Source organism: Ruegeria atlantica (genome assembly GCF_013032505.1).
Lineage (GTDB): Bacteria > Pseudomonadota > Alphaproteobacteria > Rhodobacterales > Rhodobacteraceae > Ruegeria > Ruegeria atlantica_F.
In genome coordinates this window covers 348,334-368,276 of sequence record NZ_WQCG01000002.1, presented here as the reverse complement: position 1 = coordinate 368,276, position 19,943 = coordinate 348,334, and the positions used below count along the sequence as shown (strand labels likewise).

Genomic DNA, 19,943 nt, shown 5'->3' with positions numbered 1-19,943 from the left:
GGATTGAACCGCAGTTAATCGCGTATGAGGAGAAGACCTTTCTTCCGCTCTCGCCTTGCTCTAGAGTGACCAAAAACAACGGGAGAACAGTGATTTGTCCGGCACGAGCGACCGAAAAAGTGATTTAGAATTTGCGGCTGACCTCTTCAAAGCCGCCGACAAGCTGCGGGGCAACCTAGAACCTTCTGAGTACAAGCATGTCGCGCTGGGCCTGATCTTCCTGAAGTATATCTCGGATGCCTTCGACGCGCTCCATGCGAGGCTGAGTGAGGAGGATGGGGCAGACCCAGAAGACCCGGACGAATACCTCGCCGAGAATGTGTTTTGGGTCCCGAAGGAGGCGCGCTGGTCCTACCTGCAGGCAAATGCCAAGCGATCAGAAATCCAGCTTGAGGACGGCAAGAAGGTCGACATAGGCGGACTGATCGACCGGGCCATGGAGGCCATCGAAAACGTCCCCAGCAACGAAAGCCTGAAAGGTGTTCTTCCGAAGAACTACGGTCGCCCGACTCTGAATAAGATCATGCTGGGCGAGCTGATTGACCTCTTTTCCAACATCCCCATGCACGATGGCGGCGCGAAGGACTTGTTGGGGCGTGTCTACGAATACTTCCTGTCTGGTTTTGCTTCGACTGAAGGCAAGCGCGGTGGAGAATTCTTCACGCCGCGCTCTGTAGTCCGCACGTTGGTCGACATGCTCGAACCCTACGAGGGCCGCGTTTATGACCCTTGCTGCGGCTCTGGCGGGATGTTCGTGCAGTCTGAGAAGTTCATCGAAGACCACGGCGGGCGGCGGGATGCAATCTCCGTCTATGGGCAGGAAATCAACCACACGACGTGGCGTTTGGCTAAGATGAATCTCGCCGTTCAGGGGATCGATGCGGACATCCGCTGGAACAACGAGGGCAGTTTTCACCGAGACGAACTGCCCGATCTGCGCGCCGACTTCATCCTCGCCAACCCGCCGTTCAACATATCCGACTGGGGCGGTGAGCGGCTGCGCGACGATGGGCGCTGGAAGTTCGGCGTGCCGCCGGTGGGCAACGCAAACTTCGCGTGGTTGCAGCACATCTACCATCACCTTGCCCCGCGCGGCACGGCGGGTGTGGTGCTCGCCAACGGCTCTATGTCGTCGCAGCAATCGGGCGAAGGCGACATCCGTACAGCGATGATCAAAACCGACGCCATCGATGCTATGGTCGCCTTGCCGGGGCAGTTGTTCTACTCGACGCAAATCCCGGCCTGCCTGTGGATTTTGGCCAAGGACAAGAGCGCCAACGGACACCGCGACCGACGCGGCGAAATCCTGTTCATCGATGCGCGCGACCTTGGCTACATGGTCGACCGCGTCCGGCGCGAGTTCCGGGAAGAGGACATCGCGAAGATTGCCGGTGCCTACCATCGCTGGCGCAACAAGGACCACGAAGAGGCGTACGAGGACATCCCCGGCTTCTGCAAATCCGTGCCCATCGAAGAGGTTAGCGAAGGCGGCAATGTACTGACACCCGGTCGATATGTTGGTTCTGCCTCTGTCAGAGACGACGACGCAGTCTTTGAGGAACGCTTCGCAGCGCTCAGACAATCACTCTCCGAACAGTTCGCAGCCAGCCACGAGTTGGAGGACCTGATCAACCGCGCGATTTCATCGGTGGAAACCGATGGCTGAGTGGAACGATACAACACTCGGCGAGTTCATCAGCCTTCAACGTGGTCATGACCTGCCTACGACGACCCGTGAGAAAGGTGACATACCGGTAATGGGCTCGTTTGGCGTCACTGGCAGCCACTCCGTAGCCCGTGCAAAAGGACCAGGCGTCACGGTTGGCCGAAGCGGAGCTTCCATCGGCGTTGTCAGCTATGTTGATGTGGACTACTGGCCATTGAATACCTGCCTTTTTGCGACTGATTTCCACGGCAACAACCCCCGCTTTGCCTACTACTTCTTGCAGACGCTCGACCTTGCCTCCCACAATTCAGGTAGCGCCCAGCCATCGCTGAACCGCAACTACATCGCACCCATTCGCATCTCCGTCCCTGACCGCGACACTCAGGATGACATCGCTGGTTTCCTTGGGTGCGTCGACGACAAGATCGAACTGAACCGGCGGATGAACGAGACGTTGGAGTCGATGGCGCAGGCGATCTTCCGGGATTGGTTCGTCGATTTCGGCCCCACCCGGCGTAAGATGGAAGGCGCAACCGACCCCGTCGTCATCCTCGGCGGCCTGATCCCCATCCCCGAAAAAGCCGCCCCCCTCGCCACCCTTTTCCCCGCCACGCTCGGGGACGACGGTTTGCCGGAGGGGTGGTCGCAGAAGTCGCTGGATGAAATAGCGGAACAAGAAAAGGCGTCCGTCAAACCGCAAGACGCACCCGACGAACTGTTCGAGCATTTCAGCATCCCAGCTTTCGATTCCGGCAAATCGCCAGCGATGGACCTTGGGGAGACGATCAGGAGCAACAAGACGTTGATTCCTGAAGGCGCGGTTCTACTGTCGAAGCTCAACCCTGAAATCCAACGGGTATGGCTCCCACGCAAGAAGGATGAGCACCGCCAGATTTGCTCGACCGAATTTCTCGTCTACACGCCGCGAGAACCATTTGGGCCAGCGTACCTGTATTCGCAGTTCTCCGAGAGAGGCTTTCGCAATCTGCTCACGGGAATGGTGACCGGCACGTCGAAGAGCCACCAACGGGTAGCACCAAAGGCGCTCGCCACTCGACTTGTTGTGGCACCAGACAAAGGCCCCGTTCGCGCATTCGAGGAAATCGCAGCATCGCTGCTTGATCGGGCGCTTCACAATCAAGCAGAGAACAACACCCTCGCCGCGACCCGTGACCTTCTCATGCCAAAGTTGATGTCCGGCGAAGTCCGCCTTCGTGAGGCGGAGGCCGTTGCCTGATGTTCTGCCCGTCCGGTCACTGTCTCTGCCGTACGTTGCAGAACCAGTCCACGCAGGTCTGGAACGACCTTCAGGACGCAGAAATGCTTGGTTCGCCCTATCACGAAGACACGGTCACGCAGTCGCTCGCACTGCACCTGAATCGTCATCATCCGGCGGAAAACCGGGTGCATATCTTCACCGGGCCAAGGAAAGAGAGCCGTAACGGCTCGGATTTCATATGGCTTCTCTTCGACGCTAGCCTGAGCCGTTATTTTCCGGTCGCTGTTCAAGCCAAGCGGCTATACCCCAGTGGGCGCTATGACGCCTTCAAGGCTCATCAGGTCGGCAAGATTACAACCTACGCCAAGGTAATCGGCGGGTTTCCGATCTACCTTTTGTACAACTACCCGCCCATGGTTTCTGGGCTGTGGAAGGTTTGGTCCAGCCGACGCAGTGATTGGCCCGTAACCGCTTTGGATTACCCGCGCGACCTCGGTTTGACCTATGTCCACGCCGAATTTGTCTCTGGCATTGGTGACGGGAAACTTCAGCCATCAGATATCGCTGCCACCTGCTTTCCCATGTGGACGCCGTTTTGCCAGTGCCAAGTGGCCAGCTCCAGTGATCCCTTAGAGAACATCTGGGAAGCCTTCACGTTGTGGTCAAAGCTCATCGAAACCATGCCGGATGGACCGCAGGAGACGCCTCAACGCCTGATGCAATGGAAACAAGGCGGTGAAGTCAGCGAAGACGGTTTGCGGGACGTAATGAGACTGCCTCCAAGTGAAGACGACGAAGGATTCGCTCCGTCTTTCATGCTTGGTACCACTTTGGGTGGCCCGCGATGAAGCAAGATTGGTACCCCGGCATCAAAGCCTTTTGTGACCATTGGAGCCACGCTCCGATGCTCAAGCAAACGCTTGAGTCGCTGGAACTGCAATTCGATGAAGAGAACGATGGCTGCATCGATGCTGCCAAGGCAATTGTTGAATGCGCTTGTCAGGTCCTGATTGCTGAGTTGGATGATCCAACGAATCCGATCAAGGAATGGAAAGACAGTCCAATCAAAGCGGACCAACCCGGATTCAAGGATTGGATCAGCGCCGCCTTTCGCCTGATGCGCCTTGTCGAAGGCAAAGGTGACCCATTCAGTAAGGTCATTTCTCAGCACTATAAGATGACTGATGCTCTGGGTGAGTTTCGCAATACAGCCGGTCCACTCAGCCATGGCAAGAATGGGTTTGCCCAACGGCTGAGCGCGCATCATCGCCGCTCGGCTCTTCTTGCGGCAGATGCCTTGGTTACCTTTCTGCACGCTTCATATCTCGAACGCACCCCTGACCCAGTCCGAACGCTTGAGCCCTACGAACGCTTCGGCGAGGCGAACGAGAAGATCGACTACGCGTCAGCGTTCCGCGTCGTCTCCGCCGAAAACGGATCGCTTGACCTCGAAATACTCGTCGGAGACGACGAGCGAATTCCGATTTCAGTCACCCCGTCATTATTGCTTTTTGGCGTTGATCGTGAGGCTTACAAACTGGCGCAGAACGCGACCGCCTCGGTCGAGATATTACCCGAGGAGGTTGAAGAATGACGATAAACGAGGACATGGTCGAACAAGTTGTCCTATCGATCTTGGAGGGGCTTGGATACACGCGGCTTGGCGCTGACGAGGCTTCGCCTGATGGAAGCGCTCCTGAGCGTGACACCTACCATGAGGTTGTGCTTGAAGACCGCTTGCTTGCCGCCGCACAGCGCCTGAACCCTACCATCCCACAAGACGCAATTGATGATGCGCTAAGAACTCTTCAACGCCGAGAGACACCCAGTCTCGTGGAAGAGAACCGACGGGTTCACCAAATGCTTGTCAACGGGATCGATGTCGAGTTCCCAACGGAAGACGGTACCATCCGTGGCGACAAAGTCTGGCTGATCGATTTCACCGAACCCGTGAAAAATGACTGGGTCGTGACGAACCAGTTCACCGTGGTGGAAGGCAAGTGTAACCGACGCCCTGATGTGGTGGTCTTCGTGAACGGCCTGCCCATCGCGGTTGTCGAATTGAAAAACGCGGCAGGTGAGAATGCGACCGTCGAAGCCGCGTTCGACCAACTACAAACTTACAAGGCTCAGATTCCTTCGCTCTTCCGCACCAACGGTGTATTGGTTGTCTCAGACGGTCTCACAGCAAGAGTGGGCTCGCTCACTGCAGATCAGGAACGCTTCATGCCGTGGCGGTCGGTTACGGGCGAGCATGGCGATTTTACACCCAGCGGACCGCATGAACTCGACACGCTCTTGCGCGGTGTATTCGACCAGAAGCATCTCTTGTCGCTCATACGAGACTTCACCGTGTTTGCGGACAAGGGCGATGGGCCCTTCAAGATCGTTGGCGGGTATCACCAGTTCTTCGGCGCGACGAAGGCTTTGACGAGCGCGATGGAGGCCTCTTCGCCCAATGGCGACCGGCGCATTGGCGTAATCTGGCACACTCAAGGATCGGGCAAGAGCCTCTTGATGGCTTTCCTTGGCGGGCTCCTCGTGCGTTCAAAGGAATTGGAAAACCCGACGCTATTGGTTCTGACCGACCGGAACGATCTTGATGACCAGCTTTTCGGTACCTTCGGGATGTGCAAGGATTTGATCCGCCAGACCCCAGAGCAAGCCGACAGCCGAGACGAACTGCGACGGCTTCTCCAACGTTCGAGCGGCGGCGTGATCTTCACGACTATGCAGAAATTCGCGCCCGAGCGAGGCGAAGAACGGTTCCCGGAACTTACCGACCGGAACAATGTGATTGTCATCGCTGACGAGGCTCACCGGAGCCAATATGGCTTCGATGCAAAACTCGACGAGAAGACGGGGGTTAGGCGCTACGGGCATGCACATTATGTCCGACAAGCCATGCCAAATGCATCGTTCATCGGCTTTACCGGCACCCCAATTGAGGGAGCCGACAAGAGTACCCGCGCGGTCTTCGGCGAGGACATCGATGTCTACGATATCACCCGTGCGGTCGAAGACGGTGCGACTGTTCCAATCTACTACGAAAGTCGGCTGGCTCGCATCGAACTTGATGCCGACCAGAAACCGCTCATCGACTCAGAGATTGAACAGATCCTCGAAGACAGCAGCCTGAGCGAACAGGAAAAGGCAAAGGCTAAATGGGCGAGCGTTGAAGCACTAGTCGGCGCTGACAAGCGAATGCGTCAGGTAGCGTCCGACTTGGTCGAACACCTAGAAGCCCGTCTTGAGGGGATGAGTGGGAAAGCAATGGCGGTTTGCATGAGCCGCCGAATTTGCGTGTCTCTCCATAAGCACATCATCGAACTCAGGCCAGATTGGCATTCGGAAGACGACACCAAGGGGGCAATTAAGATCGTGATGACCGGTTCGGCGTCCGATCCGCTAGACTGGCAACCTCATATCCGCAACAAAAAGGGGCGCGACGATCTTGCGAAACGCACTCGCGACCCCGACGACCCGCTGAAGCTTGTGATCGTACGTGACATGTGGCTGACCGGTTTCGACGCACCATGCATGCACACCATGTATGTCGACAAACCGATGCGAGGGCACAACCTCATGCAGGCCATCGCGCGCGTAAACAGGGTGTTCCGCGATAAGCCGGGTGGTTTGATCGTCGACTACATCGGCATTTTCCAGAACCTGCAGAATGCGCTTGCCGAGTATTCAGAGTCCGACCAAGACCGGACCGGCATTGATGAGGAACAAGCGATTGCCGTTCTGGCAGAGAAGTTGGATGTCGTTAGAGGCATGTTCCATGGGCTTGACTACTCGTTAGGTATAGTGGGGGAACCCGCAGAACGGCTTGTAGCTCTTGCTGATGCTGCAGACTGGGTGCTCAAGAAACAGAATGAAGCCGCCGCGCGCGCCGAAGGTGAAGATGCGAAGAGCAAGGAACGCCAGCGTTTTCAGTTGACGGTGGTTGAACTTGGCAAAGCTTTCGCCTTGGCATCGGCGAGCGACTTCGCTCGAGATGTGAAGGAAGAGGTCGGGTTCTTCCAAGCAGTTCGTTCTGCAATCGTGAAGTCTTCACCCAGCGCGAAGTTGAACTCGAGGTCAAAGCAATTTGCAATAGAGCAGCTTATCGACGCTTCGGTCTCGAATGCCGAAATCGTCGACATACTGTCTGCAGCCGGTCTTCAATCCCCAGACATATCCATCCTGTCTGACGAGTTCCTCATGGAAATGCAGAACATGGACCGGAAGAACCTTGCTCTTGATGCTCTTCAAAAGCTGCTGAACGGCGAGATCAAAAGCCGGGCAAAGCGGAATGTCGTCCAATCAAAGGCATTTTCGGAAAGACTAGAAGAGGCAGTCGCTCGATATCACTCGAACGCGATTTCCACAGTCGAGATGATCCAAGAACTGATCAATTTGGCAAAGGAAATCAAATCGGCGTCGGACCGAGGTGCGGAAGAAGGCCTGTCGGATGACGAACTAGCTTTTTATGATGCTCTCGCGCAGAACCAAAGCGCTGTAGAGGTGATGGGGAACGAACAGCTCCGCATCATCGCCCACGAACTGCTAGAAAACATGAAGTCAAACGCGACTGTCGACTGGCACAAGAAAGAAAGCGCCAGAGCCAAGATGCGTATTCTTGTCAGACGCATCTTGAAAAAGTTCGGCTACCCTCCCGATTTGGCGAAAGCGGCAGTAAGGACTGTTATCGCGCAAGCAGAAGCGGTTCTTTCAGATACTGCCTAGTTCTCCCTAAGACATATTTCCGAAAGGCAACTGACGTGAACAAAACAGTTTACAAGAAAATCGATTACGACCTGTCTGGTCTGATCTCCGATATCAAGATCGGGGATATTGCACTGCCGGAGCTCCAGCGTCCGTTTGTCTGGAAGAACTCGAAGGTACGAAACCTTTTCGACTCGATGTATCGGGGCTTTCCTGTCGGATTTTTCCTTTTTTGGGAGCCTTCGGTAGTTGAGGGGGCACGAGCGATTGGTACGGACGGCAAGCAGAAAACGCCTCGTCTGTTGGTGGTGGACGGCCAGCAAAGGCTAACGTCCCTCTACGCAGTAATGACTGGCACGCCTGTAATTCGTGAAGGTTATGATGCTGAGAAGATCGAAATTGGCTTCAATCCTTTGCAAGAAAAATTCGAAGTAGCTGATGCAACGACGCGGAACAATCGACAATTCCTTCCCAATATCTCCGTAATCTGGGACCCAGATGCAGACTTCGATGACTTAAAAGATGAGTACTTTTCACGACTGACCGAAGTTCAGGAGCTTTCCGGCGAAGACCGAAAACGCGCGCGTGCCGCTCTGAACCGACTGGAAAAACTTAGTTCCTACCCATTCACCGCGTTGGAATTGACGGCGAACGTGGATGAAGAGCAGGTCTCGGAGGTCTTCGTTCGGATCAACTCCGAGGGCAAGAAGCTCAATCAAGCCGACTTTATTCTGACACTGATGTCGGTGTTCTGGGACGACGGGCGCGCGGAGCTTGAGAAATTTTGCCGAGATGCGCGGGTTCCAGCAACGTCTAAGGCATCGCCATTCAACTATTTGATGCAACCTGATCCGGATCAGCTATTGCGGGTTTCTGTCGGCGTCGCATTTCGGCGCGCTCGCTTGCAATATGTCTATTCGATCCTGCGTGGCAAAGACTTGGAGACAGAAGAATTTAGCGACGAACGGCGCGAAGAGCAATTTGAGAAACTCAAGGATGCACAAGCGCGGGTCCTGAACCTGCAATATTGGCACGATTTCCTCAAGGCGATTAGGTTTGCTGGGTACAAGAGTCACAAGATGATCAGTTCGCAAAACGCCGTGCTGTTCGCCTACATCCTCTACCTACTCGGTCGAACAGAGTTGAAATTCGATGAGCCAGAGCTTCGACGTCTAATCGCCAAGTGGTTCTTTGTAACAGCACTAACCGGTCGATTTACAAGCTCCCCGGAGTCCAAGATGGAAGCGGACTTGGCAAAGTTGCGCGCAGTCGAAACTAAAGAACAGTTCAAGACCGTCTTGGACCAGATTTGTGGTGCTATCACCACAAACGATTACTGGAAGATTACGCTTCCTACAGAACTAGCTACATCTTCGGCGCGCAGCCCTTCAATGTTCGCCTACTTCGCGTCACTTACGATCTTGGACGCGAACGTTCTATTCTCTGAACAGAAGGTTTCGGAACTATTGGACACGTCCACCAAAGAACCGCGCTCGCCGATTGAGCGTCACCACCTCTTCCCGCGCGCGTATCTGGATTCAATAGGACGCACCACAACACCCCAAAAGAACCAGATCGCTAACTATTCTCTCGTAGAATGGGGGGACAACTCAAAGATCGCAGACAGCGCGCCTGTCGATTACCTGCCGGACTTGGAGTCTCGTTTCGCGAAGAAAGACTTGGAGCGGATGTTCTACTGGCACGCGTTGCCAGACGGGTGGGCGAATATGGAGTACGAAGACTTTCTTCGCGAGCGTCGTGAAATGATCGCGACCGTAGTTCAGGACGCCTATGCACGCTTTGACAAAGGGGCAATGGGCCAATCCCAAGAGGAACAAAAGGACATCGCCGAACTGATCTCAGAGGGCGAGAATGGCGCAACTGAATTCAAGTCAACACTTCGCAAAAATCTTCACACGGGCGAAAACGACGTTCGCATGGAAAATTCTGCCCTCAAGACGATTGTTGGTTTTCTCAACTCGAAAGGCGGCGGAACGCTATTTATCGGCGTGACAGATGACGGTGTTGCCCTTGGAGTTGAGGCCGACTCGTTCAAGAATGAAGATAAAATGTACCTGCACTTGAACAATCTGATCAAAGACCGGATAGGGGCGAAGCACATGCTCTATATCCATCCACACTTCGACGATTATGAAGAAAAGCGCGTTCTTGTTGTGGAATGCCTTCCTGCACGCTCACCGGTCTATCTCAAAGAGGGCAACGAAGAACGTTTCTATATCCGTTCAGTCGCGGCAACAGTGGAGCTGAAAGGTGGCCAAGCACAGGATTTTATAGCGCAGCGCTTTTGATTGTGCCGTGTTGAAGCTTCCCACTCGCCAGAAACTGCAACCTTTTTTCGTGAGTTGGTCCAGTTAGTAGAAACAGGTACAGAAATGGAATGTGGCCCCCTCCCCATCCCCCTTAAGGGGCCCCAGATGCCGTATTCGAGAGGCCAATCATCACATCATATTGATCAAAATTGCCAAAATAGGCAAAGCAGCAATGTCGCGAATAAAAGAGCAAATGGATCAAACCGCATGCTCCTACATTCCCCAACGTTGTAAAGCGGCCTCTGCGGCCTCTGGTTCGTCACGGATGCGTAGGACTGCTTGGCGGGATAGATTGGTCTCACGAGCGATGGCGCTGACCGTATGAGCCTTCTTTGCCAACATGGATTGCACCGCGTTGAAGCTCTGTCGATCAAAGCTGGGCTTCTTGCCTCTATATTTCCGAGGCGCATCGGCTGACGCCTTGGCGTGGGCGATACCTGCCCGCCGCGCTTCCTTCTTGGCTGTGGCGTCAGCTTCTGCCAGCGCGGCCATGAAGCCGAGTATCGCATTGCGTGAGGCTTTCTGCGTCGGGTCGGTTAGTTTGTGGTCAGCCTCAAACGTCATGCCGTTGATGACGGTGGAAACGGTCACGCCCCTTTTGTTGAAGGTCTCGATCACCTCTTTCACGTCTTCATAGTCACGTCCTAGTCTATCGACCCAACGCACGAGAAGCGTATCGCCCGGCTGCAACAGATCATAAAGCCTACGGCCTTGGTCGCGTTCCTTGAGGCGCGTCGAGACACCCGAGACACCATGATCGGTAATGACATTTTGGTCTTCGATATCGAAACCGGCCTCTCTAGCTTGTACAAGTTGGTGTTCACTGGTTTGTTCGGCTGTAGACACGCGCATGTAGAGAACAGTTTTGGGGGTTGGAGTCATTTTCTGGCCTCGTGCGTCCGTAAGGGTTCTATCCTTTTATACATGTGTCCGATGATGATTCGCAATCCTTACGGACACCATCTTCAAGGTATTGCAGATTGTCCGCAGGGGTATAGCCTTATGGACAAAAAAGCGGAAACGCTTGGGCCAACGGTTCGCGACAAAGATCGCATCAAAGACGCTTCGCCGACAAAAACAGTGCCGTTAGATGCTCACGTCAGTGTCGATCAAACTTACACCCTTGCAAAAATAGGAGTCGCTCATTTCAAAACCGACGATGGTCAAAAGTGCTAGCTTTTATCTTTGCTTCAATGCTTTTTCTGGTTGAACTGACCGCAGAACCCGGGATTACAAAGCGCGATTTGATTAACAAAAACTAAATACAACCCTACGCCAATAGTTGCGAACGGCTCGCAGAGGGCTGCTGAGAATAGATTCATGGAAGCCAAACAAATCGCTCGGCGCGAGCCGGTCGAAACTAAAGGTTGGGTTTCGCTTGGAGCGATCCATTTGTTGTAAATGTTGTTGTTGTTGAAAGGAAACGAACCACTACCAATGCCACCGCGCGCCCCTTCATCGGCGCAAAGAGGGGCGCGCGGAAATGCTTGCGGCTACACCGAACCTTGCAACACAACAACGTTTGCAACAATCCAGTGAAATCAGAGACTTGACCTAACCCGACTTACAACAGGCCGCAACAGGCTCGATCAAATTCGGCGGGCGTCCCCATGAGGACACCCCCAAACGCGCCTCGACCATCCCACGGATCACGCTCAAGCCCGGCAGGTGGTACATGGGCGTATTGAACGGAAACGGCTGCCACATGTACTCAGCACCCCCTCCACCTTCATCAAGCACCCGGCGCTCCCCCGATGCCCGTGCCGCCTTGGGCTTATCCAGCTCTTCCCGAAACAGCCGCTTCCAGACGGCGCTAGCAGGCCGCATGTCGCTTTCATGACGCCCAGCGAACGACCTGACCCAATGATCTACCGCCCTCGCCGGAATCCGGTTTTCTCCATAATCTGAGAGGAAGATACGGAAAGTCTCGACGCCTTCCTTCCACTCAAAAACACCATCTTCCAGCATAGCGAGAAACTGCTTATCGGAATCCCTTAGGCCATCCGCCCACATCTGCTTGCGGTGAACCGTTTCAGGGGCAAGGCGAACGTCATCCCATTCGAACCCGGCTGACGCCGGGTCGTACTCTTCCAGCTCCTTCAGGAAGGCCTGCATCGCCTTTCCTGCGATGTGGTCATACAGCTCCTTAAAGTATTCCTTGTCGCCCATCTTGGCCTTGGAAACCTTGAGCACGAGAAAGCGCATCTCGCTGTTGTTGCCTTCAATCCGGACCGGCACGTCATGGTTGCTGTCGAAGATCATGCGGTAGTAGACGGTGACCACAATTGACTGAACGCCCTTGGCTTCGACACGCTGCTTTTCAAGGGTGATCATTCCCTTCAGACGGTCGGCGACCTCGGCGCTCTTGCCGAATACGGCCTCTTCAGAAATCACGGCAAGAGACGTTGCCAGCGCGGGACCGGCGAACGTGCCAACAACATGGTTTGGGTCAATCAGAGTGGTGTTGTACGGATAAGTCAGGCGGCGAATGATTTCGCCGAACGTCCCCTTTCCGGTACGACCGTCCCCGTACATCACAAGTGCCGTGCCGGGGCGTTCCCACGGGCGCTGCACCATGTGCGCGAGGTAGAGGAAGAGCCACTTGTAGGTTTCTTCGTTCCCGTCGCAGATGATACACTTGAGGAACCACCTGATTGGTCCGGCGTCGCCCTCCGCGGATTCCAGACTGAACCGGCTGGAGTCGAAGAGGTTAATTTCGTTCGAGCGGTCGGGTTCTGACGGGTCGAACACGACGCGGGTATGCCGCTTCGCTTCACCCCACCACCGGTCAACGGGATTGACCCACTTAAAACCCTTACCTTCCCCTTCAGGCCAGCTCTCGTGTGCATAGAACTGCTTCAATGAGTCCTTGGTCCAGAACTCAAGCAGGTCATCGCCCGCTTCAAGCGCATCCCTATCTACGGTCCGGAATACAAGAGTCTTGCCCTTGTAGTTGCAAACCGCAAACCGCGCACTGAGGGATTCCAGCTTCTGTTCCGGCGTGTGGCCCAGAGGGTCGGACGGATCAAGGGAAAGAACGAAATTCTCTGCGACTTCTGAAACACGCTTGTTGTTCTGCTTGGCCTTCCAGTCTTCGAGGTAGGCTTCACCTGCCTTGCTGTGCCGCTCGCGTTCCTTCTTCGTGCCGCCGATCAGCTCCTCAAGCTTTTCGCGAGCACCTTCCTTGTTCTTGGCCCAGATCACGCCTGCGTAAAGCGATGCGATGGCGTCGTCGTCCAGTTCTCCAATGGCATCGTATGCCACTTCCACTGCCTTCGCCGTCCGCAGCTTTGATACCGGTCGAAGAATTCCGTAGTCATAGATGCTGGGGGCCGAGTCGTCGGGATAAAAAATCGGATCACACAGCAAGGCCGAGAGTGACTGGCAACCGTCCGGAAGGTCGATCTGTTCCTCGATCAGTCGCAGGAAGTCGCAGGTATAGATGCCGTCGCAGTGGTCATGGTGACAATATACCGTCGCGCCACTGTCAGCGTTGGGACCGTCAATTGCCCATGCGGTTTCACCAGTTCCTTCGCTGTGTGCACCCGCGTTGGGGCACGCAATTTCGAAACCCTCGCCAGCATCGCCCAGCACGTCCCAGCCCAGCATTTCGAGGAAGTCACGAAGGAGGAAATCGCTTCCGTGCTCGCGCCACCACGCCAAAAGGTCGAAGCCATCTGACAGGAATGCAGGTTCACCCTTTACACCCTCGTTCCCAACCTGAGCGCCTGACGGCGCGCGGCGGGTGTACTTGCTTACGTCCCCGACCGGCATGTCGTCCAACGCCAGCCCGCGCCCCGCAATGACGTAATGCTTGAACTCGGCGCCCTTCGGACGCGCAGGCATGTACATAAGCTGCGAGGGGAGACGCCCCCGCGCGTCGATTTCACCGGGGATCAGATGTTCGCACAGGCCGATATAACGGGACTGCCATTCGGCATAACGCGTATTCCAGTCCTCGCCGAACTCGAAAGGTTCCGCCAGAGGAATGATAACCCGGAAACGGTCGCTCCCCGGTCCGCCCTTAGTCGTGTGCGAATGGGTCGTGTAAACGACAGCGAAAACACCAAGCTCGCGCAGGCGAGCAATCACCGGCTCGGCACTGCACCCACCGTCCACGTCGATTGCGACGGCGTAGACGGTCCGCAGCTTGTTCTTGAGCTTGTACATGTACCGGAACGTCAGGCCATCAATGCTGACGGTCTTTCCGGTCCGGTCGGACTCGGCGAAGAAAATCGCATGCCCGCCCTTGTCCGCCCGTTCGGGATGGGTGGTCATCATCTTCACTACGGCGCCCCACGTACCCTCGAACCGCACCCACTTGTCGCCCAAGACGCGCGGCGCGCGGTCGGTCACGCCCACCACCGCTGGAGAATTCAAGAGCGCATCACAATCGGGGGCCTCAAGATTACCGATCACGGTGGCTTGTCCGGTGCGCGTCAGCGCTGGACGGGTGAGCCGGATCACGTTTCCGTCGGGGTGATGATCGTACATCCACAAGGGCGGCTCGGGCCGGTCCGGGCAGTCGCTGTCCCACCCATGATGCCATTCTGCGAAGTCCACTAACTCCCCGGCGGTCAGTTCCAATCCGGCAGCGAGATACGGGTTGTCGAAGTTTTCTGCTACGTGCTTTGCCACTGTCTGTTTCTCCTATGCAGCTTGGTTAGCGTTTCATTGATTCGGCTCCTTTCATTGGTTGGCGTGGCCCGCGTCACGCGGGCCTTCACCAGACGCGATTTGCGTCAGTTCGCGCAGTTCGCCGTTCCCGGTGGGGCCAACTCTTCGACCTTGGCGGCGAGGCGGCGCAGTGCTTCGTCGCGGTCGTTCATGTGTTCGCCTCCCTTTTTGAGATGACCGCAAACTAGCCGGGGCCACGGTCACGGGCAACGGGCCAAAGTATTAAGTGATTGAACTATCTAATTAATTCAGCTTGAAGCCAAATTTACCCGTCGCACATGAGGTGCCATGGCACCTCTTTTCTGCTTCAAGCTGAGCTTCTGCGATAACGTAATGTTACGATCTGAAACAATCAGGACGCTAATGCCAACGCGACAGGCCGCGATGCCCCTTCGGAGATGGGCCGGTAGTCATCAAGAATAGTTTCGCAGATCGATTCCAGCGTCTCCCAGTCGGTAACCTTGGTAAGCGGGTGCGTCCCCTTGCCGACGAACCATTCGCCACCTTCGGCAGGCACCCATCCCGTACGCAGAAGTACGCGGCGGGCGAGACGGCTATCGTCATTGCAGCAGCGTGCGGCGAACTCGGCGAAACGCACACGGAAACCGTCGGTCTGGTATCGCTTCAAACGGTGGATGATGTTGCCCAGCAACATAGCAAGCTCAGAAGCCAGAAGCTTCTCGGCGGGCGTGTCTTCGATGGTCATATTTCTATTTCTCCATAGCAGGTGTTTTGTGGTGATCGGATACAGACGGCGGCGAAACTTTCACGCAAAACCTGCACTGCGGGTGCCGCCGCCTTTTCTTCCGGGGAGCAAGACGTTCGGCCCTATCCCCCAAATTCGTCTTCAAGGCTTGCCGCAATTGCGCGCTCAATCGCGGGGCAGCTCTGCCGGAAGGTCACATAATCCGAACAAGCCAGCCGAGCGGCGTGCCAGAGCTGACAACGGCGCCAATACCGCGTCAGCGCAAGTCGAGTGTCAGACACCCCCATGTCCATATCCCTTGGCGATTTCGTGCTCGAAGCGCTGGGCGACCCGCTCTGATACGTAAAGGTCCAGCTTGCCTTCATCGCGCGCCATTGCCATCTTTCGAGCGCGCGGAATTTCTGCCAGAACCTCATTCTTCAATCGCTCGCGCAGGTCGTCGTCAGATGCTGCCAGCGAGCGCTGCGACAGTTCGCAACCGCTTACCCCGTCGCATGCCCAACGCGCCCAACCGCCCACTTCTGACGGCAGCTCTGCCACCGTGGCACCTTCAAGATGTGCAAGCACTTCCGGGCGCAAGATCACCTCCCGGACAAGCTTCTCTGCCATCATGGGCGAGAGGCGATTTCCGTACTCCCGCGCCAGTGACAACGCCATATTCTGCCGGACCTTTTCCAGCTTTTCAGCCTGCGGCTGCGTGAGGCCGCGCTCCAGATTTTCGATGCGATTCAGGTCGTAGGTGCCCATGGGTAGTTCCCCTTCTTGAAAAGTGAGCGAATGTAGAAAGTGTCGGTGAATCCTGCGTCCTTGACGCGAGGAAGAACCACACTGATTGCGTAAAGCTTCTCCCTGCCACCGCCCTTCGCGCTGGGCGAAGCAAAGGCGCAGGGAAGCGGATAAGGTCGGTTAAGAAGACGTCTAGCGGCGTGATACGAGATGCCGAGAGCCTCCCCGACCTGACTCGTACTGAGCATGTCAGGCCTCATATCTTGTTGTTGGAAGAAAGCGCCCCCGGCGCTTGGGACAGCATCCCCGATGCTGGCCTGTGAGCATATGATACCATAGGAACGATATCCGACAAAATCTGAACGGTTAAACGGTTCATGCCGTTTGCAATGCTATTTGCATGATGCGGCTTGTCCGGCCTTGGGATGCAAAAGGCCCGCCGTTAGGGCTGCATGCCTTCCCGCTGAAGCTGCTGTAAGAAACTTAGGTGACGAGCGCCGCTACAGTCGTGAATCGAGGGGCAGCCATGCTGCTACAGTAGCTGCGCCTTGCGTAGCAGAATTGTAGCAGTAGCAAGTTTTCCGGAAGGGCCGATACTCGAAGAACTTATTTTTCTGTTTTATCTCAATATGGTGCGGGTGGAGGGACTTGAACCCCCACGCCTTGCGGCGCCAGAACCTAAATCTGGTGCGTCTACCAATTTCGCCACACCCGCAACCCAGGCACTCAGTGCCAGAATGTGGGCGTCAATAGCAAAGCTTGCAACGGAGTGCGAGAGGGAAAATCGCGTTGCATGCAAGATTATTGATGACAACAAGGCAATATGTTCCCAAGCCGAACTCCGAGCACCCGTAACCTTTGCCGTAAGCTGCCGCCAAGCGGGCCTTGGATATGCCTAACGTGTTGCTGCGTTGGAAACAAAAAATCTTCCATTCAAATTGCTTTTCAAACAGATCAACAGAATTCTCTTGTCAATTTTGGCTGTTTTTATTGTCCCTCTTCAGGCAACATTCCGGGTCATTTGGTGATAAAATGAAAACAAGCTTACGTTGAGCATCGCCTTCCTCTCTGGAAAAGCTACCAATGGCGAAAACTCAAAAGCATTCACGACAGGTATTTGTTTTACAGTTGTCACTTGCGTAAACTTGGTTTTAGAAGGTTACTAAAACTTATTTAAAACAGTATATTAAGTGGGTTTCTCAAAATGCGTCGCTCGCGCATCTCCTTAAAAAGTCAGTTCGCTCAGACTGCGAACTAAAAGTATTTTTGCCTATATCGATGTCAAAATACGCCCATAGGTTGAAGAACAAAAGCAATGCACAACACATTTGCGCCACAATTCAAACGCCAAAATATCTTATTCGCGTCAAAATAAGACCGCCTTGAAAGTCATTGATGAGCGGCAGGAGTTAATGAGTCTTTTTGCCCTCGGGCGCTGTACGAGTTTTTTTTCGCTCAACTCCAGTACAAGGGTCTGAAACGTGACCAATATGATGAACTCCGCTGCTGCCGAGCAAGAAGCCGTTGGCCTTGCGCGTGAAAGTTTTCTTGGTGAACTCAAATCCCTGAACCGCGACCATCCGAACACCGGGTTTGGCGTGTCATTGCGCACGCGATCCGGGCGGCGATACCTGCTTGCCAATTCGCGCATGCCATTGCCTGAAACCAAATCTGAGGGCTTTCCGACAGGGCGTCGTCTCGCCCGACTTGAAAACAGCGAGCGTTTCAGTTCGATCGAAGTTTTGGCCGATTGCCACACCTTCGAATCGATTTCTCCGGGGGCCGAAGCCGCAATCCTGGGTAATGCGCTGAATCTCATCGCTCGAATCGACACCATGACCAGCACGCCAACGGACACGTTGGCCGCAACAGGAACCGGAGGCTGAACATGGCGCGCAACGACCATCTTTTGTCAGTTGGCAATGAGGCACTGACGCCCATGACGTCGGCGATGACTTCGCTGACCGCACAGATTGATCAATTGACAGAGGTGGCGGATGCGCGTTCGTCCGCTCGACTTGCGACGCTCAAGACGCGGATGGAGAATTTCACGGCCAGCGTAACTATGGTCGGCCAGGTCAAGGCCGGAAAGTCCTCGATCGTGAACATCTTGGCCGGGCGCCCCGCCCTACTGCCGTCGGATGTGAACCCGTGGACGTCAGTGGTGACCACACTGAACATCAATACCCGCACCGAAGGGGACAAACGTGCAAAGTTTACCTTCTTCGAACAGGAAGAATGGGACAACCTGATGGTCGGCGGCGGCCGTCTGGGTGAACTGGCAAACCGTGCCGGTGCAGATGACGAGATGGATGACATTCGCCGCCAGATTGGTGAGATGAAGGCCAAATCCGAATCCCGGCTGGGCCAGCACTTCGACCTTATTCTGGGGCAAAGCCATCAGTATGATTACTTCGATGAAGAACTGATCCAGCGCTATGTCTGTCTGGGTGACGAAGACGATCCCGACATAAACCCAAAGACCGGGCGGTTCGCTGATGTGACGAAGTCGGCGGAATTGTATATGGACATTCCGCAATATCCGATTTCGTTGAAACTGTGCGACACGCCGGGTGTCAACGATACCTTTATGGTCCGCGAGCAGATTACTCTGCGCAGCTTGCGCGGATCAGAGGTCTGCGTTGTTGTTCTGGCTGCCAGCCAGGCGCTGACGACAATGGACATGGCGCTGATGCGGATTATCGCGCAATTCGAAAATCGGCAGATCATCCTGTTTGTGAACCGAATTGACGAACTGGCAGATCCGGTCAATCAGGTCCCGGAAATCCGTGATCGTATCCTGGATACGCTCAAACAGAACAATATCGATTCCAGCACCAGCGTCATTTTTGGCAGCGCCCTATGGGCTGAAGCCGCGTTGACGGGTAACCCCGAAATTTTGTCTGATGAATCGCGAGAGGCGTTGAACACGTTCTACCTGGCGGCCGGTTTTGGTGATCAGGCCCCCTCGCTCGACAAGATCTGGGCGCTGTCCGGTCTGCCCGATCTGCTGTTGGCCATGAACGAACGCATTGCCGAAGGCGCAGGCAACCGTCTGCTGGATCGAGTGCGCCACCGCGCGCGGAACATCGCCAGCCAAATCCGCGCTACGGCTGTCGCCAAAACCCTTTCGGGTGGCGAAGGTCTCGTGCGCGACTTGGACGGTGTGTCACCCGAAGAAGCGATCGCAACGCTCTCGGAGCAGTACGAAAAGAAAGCGGCCGAACTGACCGCATCCTTGCGTGCCAAGGTGTTGGAACGACTGAACTCGGCGGAAACCAACTTTGTCAAACGCGCGACGGACTCGCTGATAGCTCACTTGGAGCTGAATGGCGAACAGGGCACATGGCAGTATGACCCTGCGGGGCTCCGGACTTTGCAAAAGGCGGCATACTTCAGCTTTGCGCGATCGATGCGCAAAGAAGCAAGTGCGCTGTACAATACTGCAGCCGCAGATATTGAGGCCCTTTACCAGAAGATTCTGGGCAACCACTTGGGTGAGTTCAGTATCGAAGCGCCCATCGTTCCGCGTGTACCGCCCCCGCTTGGCATCGGGCGAACCATTGCGCTGGATCTGCAAAGCACGTGGTGGCGCCGCTGGTGGCAACGCCGAAAAGGGTTCGAAGCCTACGCCGCCGACTATACCCGCCTGATCACGTCCGAGGCGAATTCGATCACCAAGGACATTGAGGAAAACCAAGTAGCCGCCGTGTTGGAAAACGTTCGGGCAATCCTGTCGGATTTCATGCGCGAGCAGAAAGAGACGTTGCTTAGCATTTCGGCCTCAGCCGAGAATGACCCAAGCCGCAACGCAGCTCTGATGGCAGGACTGACACCACAGAAATCGCGTGACGATATTCTGGGCGACATCCTGAAAGATCTTAGTAACGAGGCAGCATAAGTAGCGAT

The 19,943-nt window shown here is 55.3% G+C and carries 13 protein-coding genes and 1 tRNA gene; 9 read left to right on the top strand and 5 right to left on the bottom strand.

Features of this window, described 5'->3' with window-relative positions:
- The first annotated feature begins 94 nt into the window (after window positions 1-94).
- The 6 genes from GOW92_RS08805 to GOW92_RS08780 are packed head-to-tail and all read left to right on the top strand — an operon-like array spanning window position 95 to window position 9,904.
- A complete protein-coding gene (locus tag GOW92_RS08805) occupies window positions 95-1,666 on the top strand; it encodes a type I restriction-modification system subunit M (RefSeq protein ID WP_170559943.1) in 1,572 nt (523 codons plus the stop codon).
- A complete protein-coding gene (locus GOW92_RS08800) occupies window positions 1,659-2,903 on the top strand; it encodes a restriction endonuclease subunit S (protein WP_170559942.1) in 1,245 nt (414 codons plus the stop codon). Before GOW92_RS08805 ends, GOW92_RS08800 begins: the two co-directional genes overlap by 8 nt.
- Window positions 2,903-3,733 (top strand): hypothetical protein, encoded by an 831-nt coding sequence (locus tag GOW92_RS08795; RefSeq protein WP_170559941.1) that lies wholly within the window; start codon window positions 2,903-2,905, stop codon window positions 3,731-3,733. Before GOW92_RS08800 ends, GOW92_RS08795 begins: the two co-directional genes overlap by 1 nt.
- Window positions 3,730-4,479, top strand: a complete 750-nt coding sequence (locus GOW92_RS08790; RefSeq protein WP_170559940.1) for an abortive infection family protein — start codon at window positions 3,730-3,732, stop codon at window positions 4,477-4,479. Before GOW92_RS08795 ends, GOW92_RS08790 begins: the two co-directional genes overlap by 4 nt.
- Window positions 4,476-7,616, top strand: a complete 3,141-nt coding sequence (locus GOW92_RS08785) for a type I restriction endonuclease subunit R (RefSeq protein WP_170559938.1) — start codon at window positions 4,476-4,478, stop codon at window positions 7,614-7,616. Before GOW92_RS08790 ends, GOW92_RS08785 begins: the two co-directional genes overlap by 4 nt.
- A 35-nt stretch (window positions 7,617-7,651) precedes the next feature.
- The gene (locus tag GOW92_RS08780) at window positions 7,652-9,904 is read left to right on the top strand and encodes a GmrSD restriction endonuclease domain-containing protein (protein ID WP_170559936.1); all 2,253 of its coding nucleotides are present in this window, start codon (window positions 7,652-7,654) and stop codon (window positions 9,902-9,904) included.
- A 234-nt stretch (window positions 9,905-10,138) separates the two neighbouring features.
- Here the strand turns inward: GOW92_RS08780 and GOW92_RS08775 are convergent, their stop codons facing one another.
- Window positions 10,139-10,807 (bottom strand): recombinase family protein, encoded by a 669-nt coding sequence (locus tag GOW92_RS08775; protein ID WP_170559934.1) that lies wholly within the window; start codon window positions 10,805-10,807, stop codon window positions 10,139-10,141.
- A 120-nt stretch (window positions 10,808-10,927) separates the two neighbouring features.
- On the opposite strand from GOW92_RS08775, the gene GOW92_RS08770 reads away from it, so the two are divergent.
- On the top strand, window positions 10,928-11,101 hold the full coding sequence (locus GOW92_RS08770; protein ID WP_170559933.1) for a hypothetical protein: 174 nt from the start codon (window positions 10,928-10,930) through the stop codon (window positions 11,099-11,101).
- A 378-nt stretch (window positions 11,102-11,479) separates the two neighbouring features.
- On the opposite strand, the gene GOW92_RS25315 is transcribed toward GOW92_RS08770, so the two are convergent.
- The 4 genes from GOW92_RS25315 to GOW92_RS08750 all read right to left on the bottom strand — a co-directional run bounded on the left by GOW92_RS25315 (window position 11,480) and on the right by GOW92_RS08750 (window position 16,749).
- On the bottom strand, window positions 11,480-14,563 hold the full coding sequence (locus GOW92_RS25315; protein ID WP_170559932.1) for a DUF5906 domain-containing protein: 3,084 nt from the start codon (window positions 14,561-14,563) through the stop codon (window positions 11,480-11,482).
- A gap of 391 nt (window positions 14,564-14,954) precedes the next feature.
- The gene (locus tag GOW92_RS08760; protein WP_170559931.1) at window positions 14,955-15,308 is read right to left on the bottom strand and encodes a hypothetical protein; all 354 of its coding nucleotides are present in this window, start codon (window positions 15,306-15,308) and stop codon (window positions 14,955-14,957) included.
- A gap of 273 nt (window positions 15,309-15,581) precedes the next feature.
- Window positions 15,582-16,055 carry a hypothetical protein gene (locus GOW92_RS08755; protein WP_170559930.1) on the bottom strand — a complete coding sequence of 158 codons (474 nt, stop codon included), beginning with the start codon at window positions 16,053-16,055 and terminating at the stop codon, window positions 15,582-15,584.
- A 609-nt stretch (window positions 16,056-16,664) separates the two neighbouring features.
- A tRNA-Leu gene (locus GOW92_RS08750) sits at window positions 16,665-16,749 on the bottom strand.
- 775 nt (window positions 16,750-17,524) lie between these two features.
- On the opposite strand from GOW92_RS08750, the gene GOW92_RS08745 reads away from it, so the two are divergent.
- Both GOW92_RS08745 and GOW92_RS08740 read left to right on the top strand, forming a co-directional pair.
- Window positions 17,525-17,920 (top strand): hypothetical protein, encoded by a 396-nt coding sequence (locus GOW92_RS08745; protein WP_174822482.1) that lies wholly within the window; start codon window positions 17,525-17,527, stop codon window positions 17,918-17,920.
- A gap of 2 nt (window positions 17,921-17,922) precedes the next feature.
- Entirely contained in the window at window positions 17,923-19,935 is a 2,013-nt protein-coding gene (locus GOW92_RS08740; RefSeq protein ID WP_170559929.1) for a dynamin family protein, read from the top strand.
- Window positions 19,936-19,943: the final 8 nt, after the last annotated feature.